Below are 14,036 nucleotides of genomic sequence, written 5' to 3' on the forward strand. Positions count from 1 at the left end.
ACATATTAGCAAAGAATCGCGCTTTGGGTAACATTGAAAAAACATTTTAGAGTGATATGTATAACATTATGGCGTTTATCTGCCGCTTCGACGTAAACTGTGCGGTAAATTTGCCCACTTGTTTGTAAAGAAAGAGAGACGCATGGATCAGTTCGAATGTATTAACGTTGCCGACGCGCACCAGAAGTTGCAGGAAAAAGAGGCGGTGCTGGTCGATATTCGCGATCCACAGAGTTTCGCAATGGGGCATGCGGTGCAGGCTTTCCATTTAACTAACGACACGCTTGGCACGTTTATGCGTGATAACGACTTTGACACTCCGGTGATGGTGATGTGTTATCACGGCAATAGCAGCAAAGGCGCGGCGCAGTATCTGCTGCAACAGGGCTACGATGTGGTCTATAGCATTGACGGCGGCTTTGAAGCCTGGCAGCGTCAGTTTCCCGCAGAGGTGGCGTACGGCGCGTAACGCTTTATACTGTCCCCTTTTGTGTGGAATAAGCGACAGCAACGATGTTGATGATTACCTCTTTTGCTAACCCCCGCGTGGCGCAGGCGTTTGTTGATTACATGGCGACGCAGGGTGTTATCCTCACGATTCAACAACATAACCAAAGCGATGTCTGGCTGGCGGATGAGTCCCAGGCCGAGCGCGTGCGGGCGGAGCTGGCGCGTTTTCTCGAAAACCCGGCAGATCCGCGTTATCTGGCGGCCAGCTGGCAGGCGGGCCATACCGGCAGTGGCCTGCATTATCGCCGTTATCCTTTCTTTGCCGCCTTGCGTGAACGCGCAGGTCCGGTCACCTGGGTGATGATGATCGCCTGCGTGGTGGTGTTTATTGCCATGCAAATTCTCGGCGATCAGGAAGTGATGTTATGGCTGGCCTGGCCATTCGATCCAACACTGAAATTTGAGTTCTGGCGTTACTTCACCCACGCGTTAATGCACTTCTCGCTGATGCATATCCTCTTTAACCTGCTCTGGTGGTGGTATCTCGGCGGTGCGGTGGAAAAACGCCTCGGTAGCGGTAAGCTAATTGTCATTACTCTCATTAGCGCCCTGTTAAGCGGCTATGTGCAGCAAAAATTCAGCGGGCCGTGGTTTGGCGGGCTTTCTGGCGTGGTGTATGCGCTGATGGGCTACGTCTGGCTACGTGGCGAACGCGATCCGCAAAGTGGCATTTACCTGCAACGTGGGTTAATTATCTTTGCGCTGATCTGGATTGTCGCCGGATGGTTTGATTTGTTTGGGATGTCGATGGCGAACGGAGCACACATCGCCGGGTTAGCCGTGGGTTTAGCGATGGCTTTTGTTGATTCGCTCAATGCGCGAAAACGAAAATAATTCCAGGGATTTATAAATGAAACAAACACAACGTCACAACGGTATTATCGAACTGGTTAAACAGCAGGGTTATGTCAGTACCGAAGAGCTGGTAGAGCATTTCTCCGTCAGCCCGCAGACTATTCGCCGCGACCTCAATGAGCTGGCGGAGCAAAACCTGATCCTGCGCCATCACGGCGGCGCGGCGCTGCCTTCCAGTTCGGTTAACACGCCGTGGCACGATCGTAAAGCCACCCAGACCGAAGAAAAAGAGCGCATCGCCCGCAAAGTGGCGGAGCAAATCCCCAATGGCTCGACGCTGTTTATCGATATCGGCACCACGCCGGAAGCGGTGGCGCACGCGCTGCTTAATCACAGCAATTTGCGCATTGTCACCAACAATCTCAACGTTGCTAACACGCTGATGGTAAAAGAAGATTTTCGCATCATTCTCGCCGGTGGCGAATTACGCAGCCGCGATGGCGGGATCATTGGCGAAGCGACGCTCGATTTTATCTCCCAGTTCCGCCTTGATTTCGGCATTCTGGGGATCAGCGGCATCGATAGCGACGGCTCGCTGCTGGAGTTCGATTACCACGAAGTTCGCACCAAACGCGCCATTATTGAGAACTCGCGCCACGTCATGCTGGTTGTCGATCACTCGAAATTTGGTCGTAACGCAATGGTCAATATGGGCAGTATCAGCATGGTCGATGCCGTCTACACCGATGCCCCGCCTCCTGCGGGCGTGATGCAGGTGCTGACGGACCACCATATTCAACTGGAGCTGTGCTGATCCTGCACGGCTTCCCACGTCAGACCAAAACGCGCCAGGTATTTGCGTAGCCGATCTGCGTCATTGACGCTGGCTTTGCCCTGGCGCGAAACGTCAAAAAGCTGACGTCCGGCAGCAGAAAGCGACTTTGCCTGACGGCAGACAGCGATAACGTTTTCCAGTTGTATGCGGTCAAAGAGATCGATGTTTTCCATCTCCGCGCCCAGCAACGCTGTAAGCGCCGAAGGGCGGCTTTCCTGCCAGTTGTAGCGCAGACGGTTTATCTCATCTTCCACCACTTCCAGAGTGATGCGTCCGCTAGTGGCAAAGGTTGCCATGCGCGTAACGCTGGCAGAAAGCTCGCGAAAGTTACCGCGCCATGTCGCCTGGGGAGATGTCGCAAAGGTCAGCCAGGCACGCCGCGCTTCGGTGTTAAAACGCACGCTGTCACCGGTGAGTGAGGCGTGGCGCTCCACTTCATAATCCAGATTAGGCTCGATATCCTCCTGACGCTGGCGCAGTCCTGGTAGGGTGAAGGTCCAGAGATTGATCCGCGCGTACAGGTCTTCGCGAAATTTGCTTTCGGCAACCAGCTGGCGCAAATCGCGCACCGTTCCGGCGATAAGCTGAAAATCGCTACTCACCTGGCGATCGCTACCAAACGGGTAAAAGGTTTTCTCTTCAATGGCTTTCAGCAGCATTGCCTGTTCGTCTGCGCCCAGTTCGCCAATCTCATCAAGAAACAACATTCCGCCGTTGGCGCTGCGTAATAATCCTTCACGAGATTCCCGCGCCCCGGTAAACGCGCCTTTCACATGACCAAACAGCGCCGACATGGCGGTATCGCCGCGCAGGGTGGCGCAGTTCACTTCTACAAACGCGCCGCTAAACTGATGCCGCGCCTGTTTTAATTCAAAAATGCGCCGCGCCAGAAACGATTTACCTGCGCCGGTCGGGCCGTTAAGCAGGATCGGCGCGCGGGATTTAATCGCTACTTTTTCGATCTGCTCAATCATGCGGTTGAAGTGGGGGTTACGCGTGGCGATGCCTGATTTGAGGAAATCGAGTGTTTGCTGGCGTTCTTTGGCAAAGCAGCTGGCAATCGCGTTATAACGGCTTAAATCGAGATCGATAATCGTCACCGCGCCTGGGCTATCGGGCTGTTCTTTTTTGCGTGGTGGTGAAGTTTGCGCCAGTCGGGCGGGCAGGTAACGTGCTTCTGCCAGCAGAAACCAACAAATCTGCGCGACGTGGGTGCCGGTGGTGATGTGAATTAAATAGTCTTCTTTATCAGGTTGAAACGTGTAATGACGGGCGAAATCATGCAGGCAGGCGTAAACCTCTTCGAAATCCCACGGGTTATGCAGTTCTATCTCAAAGCCCACCACTTCTGTTTCTGGCGAAACGCTGGCGATATCGCGTTTAAGTGTTTCAAACAGCGAGCGTGAGCGGGCGTCGTGCAACAATTCCAGCCGGTCGATGACCAACGATTCTTGCTGACATAAACAGAGCGTCGGGCGCCATTTCGACCAGCGTTGACTGCCACGCCCGGCATAATCCAGTACGGTTCCGACAAAGCCAAAAGCCACTGTTTTACGCATCTTAGATATCCTTATAAAAGACGATATTTCATTATCGGGTAAGTGACTTTATAGAAAATCTCCGTTTACGGACTTTGTACTTTTAATTAAATAAAAACAATTAATTATAAATTTAATTTGCTGATTTAATTTTTTGGCACGACGGTTGCAATTATCAGGACATACCAACGAAAAGAGAAAAACAAAATGAATTACGAATTACTGACCACTGAAAATGCCCCGGTAAAAATGTGGACCAAAGGCGTGCCGGTAGAAGCCGATGCGCGTCAGCAACTTATTAATACGGCGAAGATGCCGTTTATTTTCAGACATATTGCGGTAATGCCTGATGTGCACCTGGGAAAAGGTTCCACCATTGGTAGCGTGATCCCAACGAAAGGGGCGATTATCCCGGCGGCGGTAGGTGTGGATATTGGCTGTGGAATGAATGCGCTGCGTACCGCGTTAACGGCGGCGGATCTGCCTGAAAACCTGGCGGAGTTGCGCCAGTCGATTGAAACTGCCGTACCACACGGGCGTACTACCGGGCGTTGTAAACGTGATAAAGGCGCATGGGAAAATCCGCCTGTTAATGTCGATGCTAAATGGGCTGAGCTGGAAGCGGGTTATCAGTGGTTAACGCAAAAATATCCGCGTTTCCTGAACACTAATAACTATAAACACCTGGGAACGCTGGGAACCGGCAACCACTTTATTGAAATCTGCCTTGATGAGTCGGATCAGGTGTGGATTATGTTGCACTCCGGTTCACGCGGAATCGGTAACGCCATCGGAACTTACTTTATCGATCTGGCGCAAAAAGAGATGCAGGAACAGCTTGAAACGTTGCCGTCGCGTGACCTGGCGTACTTTATGGAAGGTACGGAATATTTTGACGATTACCTGAAAGCCGTGGCCTGGGCGCAGCTTTTTGCCAGCCTTAACCGCGATGCAATGATGGAAAACGTAGTAACGGCGTTGCAGAGCATCACGCAGAAAACGGTAAGACTGCCGCAAACTCTGGCGATGGAAGAGATCAACTGTCACCACAACTATGTGCAAAAAGAACAGCACTTTGGCGAAGAGATCTATGTGACGCGTAAAGGCGCGGTATCTGCGCGTGCCGGGCAGTACGGAATTATTCCTGGGTCGATGGGCGCGAAAAGCTTTATCGTGCGCGGGCTGGGAAATGAAGAGTCATTTTGCTCATGCAGCCACGGTGCCGGACGCGTGATGAGCCGTACCAAAGCAAAAAAACTGTTTAGCGTGGAAGATCAGATTCGTGCCACCGCGCATGTGGAATGCCGTAAAGATGCCGAAGTGATCGACGAAATCCCGATGGCGTATAAAGATATTGATGCGGTGATGGCGGCACAAAGCGATCTGGTGGAAGTGGTTTACACCCTGCGTCAGGTAGTGTGCGTAAAAGGATAAATAATGAAAAGGATGATTGCGCTGGATGGCGCACAGGGCGAAGGCGGCGGGCAGATCCTGCGCTCGGCGCTGAGCCTGTCGATGATAACCGGTAAACCGTTCACCATCACCGGCATTCGTGCCGGGCGGGCGAAACCGGGGCTGTTGCGCCAGCATCTGACGGCGGTAAAAGCGGCGATGCAAATCAGCGATGCAACGGTTGAAGGTGTGGAGCTGGGATCGCAGCGCCTGGTCTTCCGGCCCGGCACCGTGCGCGGCGGCGATTACCGCTTTGCTATCGGCAGTGCCGGAAGTTGTATGCTGGTGCTGCAAACGGTGCTGCCCGCGCTGTGGTTTGCCGATGAGCCATCGCGTGTTGAAGTGAGCGGTGGCACCGATAACCCGTCGGCGCCGCCTGCCGATTTTATCTGCCGGGTGCTGGAACCGCTGCTGGCGCGGATGGGGATTCAGCAGCAAACAACGCTGTTGCGCCACGGTTTTTACCCTGCTGGTGGCGGTGTGGTGGCAACGGAAGTTACGCCGGTGGCATCGTTTAACACCTTGCAACTTGGTGAGCGCGGAAACATTGTGCATATGCGTGGAGAGGTGCTACTGGCTGGTGTGCCGCGCCATGTTGCTGAGCGTGAAATCGCTACGCTGGCGGGTAGTTTTTCACTGCATGAGCAGACTATTCATTCCTTGCCGCGCGAGCAGGGGCCAGGAAATACCGTCTCGCTGGAAGTCGAAAGTGAAAATATCACTGAACGCTTTTTTGTCGTCGGTGAAAAGCGCGTCAGTGCCGAAGTGGTCGCCGCCCAACTGGTGAAAGAGGTTAAACGCTACCTGGCAAGCCCGGCTGCGGTAGGGGAATATCTCGCAGACCAGTTGGTGCTGCCGATGGCGCTGGCAGGCGCGGGGGAATTTACGGTCGCCCATCCCTCATGCCATCTGCTGACCAATATCGCGGTGGTGGAGCGTTTCTTGCCAGTGCGGTTTACTCTGGCTGAAACAGATGGCGTAACGCGGGTTAGCGTTGAATAATGCAGAGAGGTAAGTCGGATCAGGTGCGTTATCCGACCAAACTCACACCCCATATCCCATCATTTTCAGCAGTTTCTGCGCGTGCTGTACCGCAGCCTGACGGTGAGCAACGCCGAGTTTTTGATACAGATTGCGGATATGCGTTTTGATGGTGGTTGCTGCCACTTCCAGTTCGCCCGCAATTTGTTCGTTACTGTAACCGGAGTAAATCAGCCCCAGTACCTGCCATTCGCGTTGGGTCAATGGGCTGGTGCGGATCAGTTCTGGCACTTCCGGGTGATTTAGCAGACGTTCGACAAAACTCTCGTCAAAGTGAGCGAACTTGTGTCGGTGATGTTGATTGATTTCCCGCAGGATACGCTGCGCGCGGTGCTGTTCCAGTTCCGGCAGCGTATTGAGTTGAATCAGCTGGCGTAACTGCTGCGCCATCGCTTCGCCTTCGATGACAAAATGACTGATAAATCCGGTGCGATTCGCCAGTTTTAATGCGTCCAGCAACACGCGCTGAGCGTCGCTTTTACGTCCGGCCTGCCAGTACAACTGATTGAGTAACAGCAGGTTGCGGTTCAGGTCGCTCATCAGCCGCAGACTGCGGGCATTTTCGTTGAGTTCTTCGAGGACAATTTCCGCAGGCTCAAACTCGCCCAGCAAAATTTGTGCACGGGCAATGTTGCGCCATTGGCCTTGCAGGAAGTGGTTGTTCGCAAACTCCGGTTTGGCCGTGTGACGCAACCAGTTGGCAGCGGCGGCTTTGTCGCCAGTCATTTGCCAGTAAATCACCCGAACTTTGTTGGCGTTAGAGATCCAGTCGCTGTGATATTTGCCATTCCCCAGCAGGTTTTCCAGGCGGTTAAGTTGGCTGCGGGCGTTATCCAGATCGCCACGAGCCAGCGAGCATTGAATTAACATTGCCAGGCACTGAAGCTGTTGCTGAGGCTGATAAGAAGATAAAACTTCGATCCCGCTACGCGCCGAGGCTTCGGCTTCATCCAGGCGCGCCCATGCCCATAACAGTTGCGCACGGATGCGTACCAGAAACTCATGCATCGGCAACTGTTCCAGATGCTGTTCGTTAATCAACTGGAACGCTTTTTCCTGCGTTTCCCACGCAGTTTGCAGGAACCCCTGGGCAAACAGAATTTCGCTTTGCTGGATTAAACTCCACAAGGCGTAGTGCCAGACATCATGCTGGCGCGCCATTTGCTCTGTTTGCTGCATAAGCGCCAGCGAGCGGGTTAGTTCACCTTTACAGTGCAACACTTCGCCAAGTACAGAGGTCGCGACAATGCGGCTGTAGAACCAGCCCGGAGGCAGTTCTTCCAGTGCCAGTTTTGCCAGTCGTTCGGCTTCTTCCGGATTACCATCGTTAATGGCGACCTGGGCGCGCAGAGCGTTAAATTCTGCGTGCATGGTGCCTTCCCTGATACCCTGGATCTCGTGTTCGGCTCGTGCCAGCAGGGTATTTACTTCACCGTAGCGATGCTGACTTTGCATTAACCAGGCCTGCAACAACACTAGTTGTGGATTTTCCAACAGGCTGTCCCACGGCAGGGCTTTAAGCGACTCTTCCAGCAGTGACAGTTCGCTGTGGTTGAACAAACTCCAGGCGTGATTCAGCAGAATATCGCGTAGCATCAAAGCGTCGCCTGCCGCCAGCGCATGATGAATGGCTTCGCTGGGAAAACCTTGCGCCATCCAGCTTTCTGCGGCGGCGCGGTGGATTTCCGGCAATTCCGCCGCCAGTTCCCACTGGCAGCGTTGGCGCAGGAAGTTGCCAAACAGCGGGTGATAGCTGAACCATTCGCCAGTATCATCCATCCGTTGCAAAAACAGCCCCTGACGCTCAATCTCCTCAAGACGCATTTGCCCGTTTTCTTCGCCGGTCACGCGGGTGATTAGCGCATCATTCATCGAGCGCAAAATGGCGCTTTTTAGCAGGAAATGACGAGTGGCCAGATCAACGTTATCTAACACCTCATCGACCAGATAATCAGAAAGATGACTGGCATTGATGCCCGCCAGACGACGCGCTGATTTATGAGCTGAGTGGGTATTTTGCTTTGCTGAAAGCGCAATTAGCTGCAACGCCGTCGCCCAGCCGGACACGTCATCGCAAATCCGGCTGCTTTCTGCGGCTTCAATCGGCGATGACAGACGGCAATCAAAGAACTGTTTCGCTTCCTGATGGGTAAATGTCAGTTGCTGGCTGCCAATTTCCAATAGTTGGTCACGCACGCGCAGATTGGCAATGCCCAACTGCGGAAGGTTGCGTGACAGCACCACCAGAGTGAGATTTTCTGGTTGATGGCGAATGAAGAAGCGCATTGATTCGTGGATCACCGGATTGGTGATCAAATGGTAATCATCGATTACCAGGTAAAGTGGACTATGCCATTCCGCCAGTTCGATGAAAAGCTGGGCAAATAGTGACGTCAGACTGGCATATTGCCGTTTTTGCGTCATTGTTTCACTGATGGCGCAGTGACCGCTGGTTGCCTGTTGCACGGCGGCGATCAGATAGCTGGCGAAACGTTCTTGCTGGTTATCGCCTTCATCAAGCGAGTACCAGCCCAAATCGTTTTTTCCTGCCGCCCATTGGGATATGAGCGTTGTCTTTCCGTAACCCGCAGGACTTGTGATTAGCACCAGCCTGAAGTTGTTCGCGCCGGAAAGTTTAGCCAACAGGCGCTCACGAACCACAGTATGGTCGAGTCGAACCGGACGACTTAATTTTGACGGAATCAGCATAGTTAATCACTTCACTGTGGAAATTGAGGAAATATTATTTTTTTTGCGCTTCGTAATTAATAGTTATAAGTTCGGTCAGAAAACGGTGCAATGCAAGCGATGACGATTTTTTATGTGTCTGAATTTGCACTCTGTCACAATTCCAAATCTTTATTAATACTCCGTCTTAAAACAACGCAAATGCAGCGTGGATACTGGATTTTAGGGTGTTTTCTTTCAGTTCAAAAGCCTTATTAAAGCAACGATACCGCCTTAATTCCTGATGAAAGGTCTATCTAAAAACTTGATCTTAATAAATCTATTAAGAGTGAGATGACCCTCAATGGATATTTCATTGCTGAAACTATTTCGCCGCTTTACTTAATTTATAGAGTTACTTTCCGCTTTTTGATAATACACAACGGCCATTTCTTACTGTTAATAGCAGGATTTCTGCGCTCTCTGGCACTGAGCTGATACTTTTGCAGTTGATTGCACTACCTTTAAGTGGTCGTGATCACATTTTCTTGCTCATCCCCGTCACTCCTCCCCGCCTAATCCCCCGTAGGATGAGGAAGGTCAACATGGAGCCTGGCAAACTAACGATAACGTTGTGTTTAATATCTAAGAAAACTGGAACTCCTATGTCACAACCCATTTTTAATGAAAAGCAATTTCAGGAAGCACTGTCACGCCAGTGGCAGCGTTATGGTTTAACTTCTGCGGCTGAGATGACCCCTCGCCAGTGGTGGTTGGCAGTGAGTGAAGCCCTGGCGGAAATGCTGCGAGCTCAGCCTTTCGTTAAACCGGCGGCGAATCAGCGCCATGTTAACTACATCTCAATGGAGTTTTTGATTGGGCGTCTGACGGGCAACAACCTGTTAAACCTCGGCTGGTATCAGGCTGTTCAGGATTCACTGAAACCTTATGACATCAACCTGACTGACCTGTTAGAAGAAGAGATTGACCCGGCGCTGGGTAACGGTGGCCTGGGGCGTCTGGCTGCGTGTTTCCTCGACTCAATGGCGACTGTCGGGCAGTCTGCCACTGGTTATGGTCTTAACTATCAGTATGGTTTATTCCGTCAATCCTTTGTCGATGGTAAACAGTCTGAAGCGCCAGACGACTGGCATCGCGGTAGCTACCCATGGTTTAGTCATAACGAAGCTCTGGATGTGCAGGTGGGCATCGGCGGCAAAGTGACGAAAGAGGGGCGCTGGGAACCGGAATTTACCATTACCGGGCAAGCGTGGGATCTTCCAGTGTTGGGCTACCACAACGGTGTAGCACAGCCGCTGCGTTTGTGGCAGGCGACTCATGCTCATCCGTTCAATCTCACCAAATTTAATGACGGTGACTTCCTGCGTGCCGAACAACAAGGCATCAACGCTGAAAAACTGACCAAAGTCCTCTATCCAAACGACAACCACACTGCGGGTAAAAAGCTGCGCCTGATGCAGCAATACTTCCAGTGCGCCTGTTCGGTGGCGGATATTCTGCGTCGCCATCATCTGGCGGGGCGTAAACTGCACGAACTGGCAGAGTATGAAGTTATTCAACTGAACGATACCCACCCGACTATCGCTATTCCAGAACTGCTGCGCGTGCTGATCGATGAGCACCAGATGAGCTGGGATGACGCCTGGGCAATCACCAGCAAAACTTTCGCTTACACCAACCATACTTTGATGCCAGAAGCTCTGGAATGCTGGGATGAGAAACTGGTAAAAGCCCTGCTGCCGCGCCATATGCAGATAATCAACGAAATCAACAACCGCTTTAAGAAACTGGTGGAAAAAACCTGGCCGGGCGATAAAGCGGTGTGGGCAAAGCTGGCAGTTGTGTATGACAAACAGGTTCGCATGGCCAATATGTGTGTGGTAAGCGGCTTTGCGGTGAACGGTGTGGCAGCGTTGCACTCGGATCTGGTAGTGAAAGACTTGTTCCCTGAATACCATCAGCTGTGGCCGAACAAATTCCATAACGTCACTAACGGCATTACCCCACGTCGCTGGATCAAACAGTGCAACCCGGCACTGGCGGCGCTGCTGGATAAATCACTGAAGAAAGAGTGGGTTAACGATCTGGATCAACTGATCCATCTGGAAAAATTCGCCGATGACGCGAAATTCCGTCAGCAATATCGCGAGATCAAACAGGCGAATAAGGTTCGTCTGGCGGAGTTTGTGAAATCTCGTACCGGTATTGAGATCAATCCGCAGGCGATTTTTGATATTCAGATCAAACGTCTGCATGAGTACAAACGCCAGCACCTGAATCTGCTGCATATTCTGGCGCTGTATAAAGAAATTCGCGAGAACCCGCAGGCCGACCGCGTACCGCGCGTATTCCTGTTCGGCGCGAAAGCGGCGCCGGGCTACTACCTGGCGAAGAATATTATCTTTGCGATCAATAAAGTGGCTGATGTGATCAACAACGATCCGCAGGTTGGCGACAAACTGAAGGTGGTGTTCCTGCCGGATTATTGTGTCTCAGCAGCGGAAAAACTGATCCCAGCGGCGGATATCTCCGAGCAGATCTCCACGGCAGGGAAAGAAGCTTCCGGCACTGGCAACATGAAACTGGCGCTCAACGGCGCGTTAACCGTGGGTACGCTGGATGGTGCGAACGTTGAAATTGCCGAAAAGGTCGGTGAAGAAAATATCTTTATTTTTGGTCATACCGTGGAACAAGTGAAGGCAATTCTGGCCAAAGGCTACGACCCAGTGAAATGGCGGAAGAAAGATAAGGTTCTGGACGCCGTGTTGAAAGAGCTGGAAAGCGGTAAATACAGCGACGGTGATAAACATGCCTTCGACCAGATGCTGCACAGTATCGGCAAACAGGGCGGCGATCCGTATCTGGTGATGGCGGATTTCGCAGCCTATGTAGAGGCACAAAAGCAGGTGGATGTGCTGTACCGCGACCAGGAGGCCTGGACTCGCGCGGCGATCCTCAATACCGCCCGCTGCGGTATGTTTAGCTCGGATCGCTCTATTCGCGATTATCAGGCTCGTATCTGGCAGGCAAAACGCTAAGGAAGCTCGATGGAAAGCAAACGTCTGGATAATGCCGCGCTGGCGGCGGGGATCAGCCCCAATTACATCAATGCCCACGGTAAACCGCAGTCGATTGGCGCCGAAACCAAACGGCGTTTGCTTGACGCGATGCATCGAAGTACCGCCACGAAAGTGGCGGTAACGCCAGTCCCGAATGTCATGGTTTATACCAGCGGCAAAAAAATGTCGATGGCGGTAGAAGGCAGCGGCGAATATAGCTGGCTGCTGACCACCGAAGAAGGAACGCAGTACAAAGGCCATGTAACGGGGGGCAAAGCGTTCAATCTACCGACGAAGCTGCCGGAAGGTTATCACACGCTGACGCTTACCCAGGACGACCAGCGCGCACATTGCCGGGTGATTGTCGCCCCGAAACGCTGTTACGAACCGCAGGCGTTGCTGAATAAACAAAAGCTGTGGGGTGCCTGCGTTCAGCTTTATACGCTGCGATCGGAAAAAAACTGGGGTATTGGGGATTTTGGCGATCTTAAAGCGATGCTGGTGGATGTGGCGAAACGCGGCGGGTCTTTCATCGGCCTGAACCCGATTCATGCGCTCTATCCGGCAAACCCTGAAAGCGCCAGCCCGTATAGTCCGTCATCGCGCCGCTGGCTGAATGTGGTTTATATCGACGTTAACGCCGTCGAAGATTTCCATCTTAGCGAAGAGGCACAGGCCTGGTGGCAGATGCCGACCACGCAACAGACGCTGCAACAGGCGCGGGATGCTGACTGGGTCGATTACTCTACGGTTACTGCCTTAAAAATGACAGCATTGCGGATGGCGTGGAACGGTTTCGCGCAACGTGATGATGAGCAGATGGCGGCGTTTCGCCAGTTTGTTGCAGAGCAGGGCGATAGCTTGTTCTGGCAGGCAGCCTTTGATGCGCTACATGCCCAGCAAGTTAAAGAGGACGAAATGCGCTGGGGTTGGCCAGCATGGCCGCAGGCGTACCAGAATGTGGATTCACCAGAAGTGCGTCAGTTCTGCGAAGAACATCGTGATGACGTCGATTTTTATCTCTGGTTGCAGTGGCTGGCTTACTGCCAGTTTGCCGCCTGCTGGGAGATAAGCCAGGGCTATGAAATGCCGATTGGCTTGTACCGTGATCTGGCGGTTGGCGTAGCGGAAGGTGGGGCAGAAACCTGGTGCGACCGTGAACTGTATTGCCTGAAAGCGTCGGTTGGCGCGCCGCCGGATATCCTCGGCCCGTTGGGGCAGAACTGGGGATTGCCGCCGATGGATCCGCATATCATCACCGCGCGCGCCTATGAACCTTTTATCGAACTACTGCGCGCGAACATGCAAAACTGCGGTGCGCTGCGTATCGACCATGTAATGTCGATGCTGCGTTTGTGGTGGATACCGTATGGCGAAACGGCGGATCAAGGGGCATATGTCCACTATCCGGTGGATGATCTGCTCGCTATTCTGGCGCTGGAAAGTAAACGCCATCGCTGCATGGTGATTGGCGAGGATCTTGGTACGGTGCCGGTAGAGATTGTCGGTAAGCTGCGCAGTAGCGGTGTTTACTCCTACAAAGTGCTCTATTTCGAAAGCGATCACGAGAAGACGTTCCGCGCACCAAAAGCGTATCCGGAGCAGTCGATGGCGGTCGCGGCAACACACGATCTGCCTACGCTGCGTGGTTACTGGGAGAGCGGGGATTTAACGCTGGGCAAAACACTGGGGCTGTACCCGGATGAAGTGGTGCTGCGCGGTTTGTATCAGGATCGCGAACTGGCGAAGCAAGGGCTGCTGGATGCGCTGCATAAATATGGCTGTCTGCCAAAACGTGCCGGGCATAAGGCATCACTAATGTCGATGACACCGACGCTTAATCGTGGCTTGCAACGTTATATCGCCGACAGTAACAGTGCCCTGTTAGGGCTACAGCCAGAAGATTGGCTGGATATGGCCGAACCGGTAAATATTCCTGGAACCAGCTACCAGTACAAAAACTGGCGACGCAAGCTTTCCGCAACGCTTGAGACAATGTTTGCCGATGATGGTGTGAACAAGTTGCTGAAGGATTTGGACAGACGGCGCAGGGCGGCAACGAAGAAGAAGTAAAGTGCGGTTGATGCCGGATGCGACGCTTGATGCGTCTTATCCGGC

At 52.7% G+C, this 14,036-nt stretch carries 9 protein-coding genes; 7 read left to right on the forward strand and 2 right to left on the reverse strand.

Going from position 1 to position 14,036, the window contains the following annotated elements:
* Positions 1-142 precede the first annotated feature (142 nt).
* Genes glpE through RGV86_RS14345 form a run of 3 tightly spaced genes read left to right on the forward strand, consistent with a single transcriptional unit; the run spans position 143 to position 2,119 of the window.
* Positions 143-469: a thiosulfate sulfurtransferase GlpE gene (gene glpE / locus RGV86_RS14335; protein WP_000371931.1), complete on the forward strand. Its 327-nt coding sequence runs from the start codon at positions 143-145 to the stop codon at positions 467-469.
* A gap of 44 nt (positions 470-513) precedes the next feature.
* A complete protein-coding gene (gene glpG, locus RGV86_RS14340; RefSeq protein ID WP_000928723.1) occupies positions 514-1,344 on the forward strand; it encodes a rhomboid family intramembrane serine protease GlpG in 831 nt (276 codons plus the stop codon).
* 16 nt (positions 1,345-1,360) lie between these two features.
* Positions 1,361-2,119: a DeoR/GlpR family transcriptional regulator gene (locus RGV86_RS14345; protein ID WP_000815097.1), complete on the forward strand. Its 759-nt coding sequence runs from the start codon at positions 1,361-1,363 to the stop codon at positions 2,117-2,119.
* Here RGV86_RS14345 and rtcR read toward each other — a convergent pair.
* Positions 2,101-3,699, reverse strand: a complete 1,599-nt coding sequence (gene rtcR / locus RGV86_RS14350; protein WP_309508489.1) for a DNA-binding transcriptional regulator RtcR — start codon at positions 3,697-3,699, stop codon at positions 2,101-2,103. The two genes, RGV86_RS14345 and rtcR, sit on opposite strands and share 19 nt — an antisense overlap.
* A 186-nt stretch (positions 3,700-3,885) precedes the next feature.
* Between rtcR and rtcB the strand changes: the two genes are divergently transcribed.
* Positions 3,886-5,112, forward strand: coding sequence for an RNA-splicing ligase RtcB (rtcB, locus tag RGV86_RS14355; RefSeq protein WP_001105509.1), 1,227 nt, complete (start codon positions 3,886-3,888; stop codon positions 5,110-5,112).
* 3 nt (positions 5,113-5,115) lie between these two features.
* Positions 5,116-6,132, forward strand: a complete 1,017-nt coding sequence (rtcA, locus tag RGV86_RS14360) for an RNA 3'-terminal phosphate cyclase (RefSeq protein WP_000827112.1) — start codon at positions 5,116-5,118, stop codon at positions 6,130-6,132.
* 42 nt (positions 6,133-6,174) lie between these two features.
* Here the strand turns inward: rtcA and malT are convergent, their stop codons facing one another.
* A complete protein-coding gene (malT, locus tag RGV86_RS14365) occupies positions 6,175-8,880 on the reverse strand; it encodes an HTH-type transcriptional regulator MalT (RefSeq protein WP_032226671.1) in 2,706 nt (901 codons plus the stop codon).
* A 623-nt stretch (positions 8,881-9,503) separates the two neighbouring features.
* Here malT and malP point away from each other — a divergent pair.
* Both malP and malQ read left to right on the forward strand, forming a co-directional pair.
* Entirely contained in the window at positions 9,504-11,897 is a 2,394-nt protein-coding gene (gene malP / locus RGV86_RS14370; RefSeq protein ID WP_000081935.1) for a maltodextrin phosphorylase, read from the forward strand.
* 9 nt (positions 11,898-11,906) lie between these two features.
* Complete coding sequence (gene malQ / locus RGV86_RS14375) at positions 11,907-13,991, forward strand: 4-alpha-glucanotransferase (protein ID WP_085461341.1); 2,085 nt, start codon at positions 11,907-11,909, stop codon at positions 13,989-13,991.
* The last annotated feature ends 45 nt before the right edge of the window (positions 13,992-14,036 follow it).

It is taken from the genome of Escherichia ruysiae, assembly GCF_031323975.1.
GTDB classification, from domain to species: domain Bacteria; phylum Pseudomonadota; class Gammaproteobacteria; order Enterobacterales; family Enterobacteriaceae; genus Escherichia; species Escherichia ruysiae.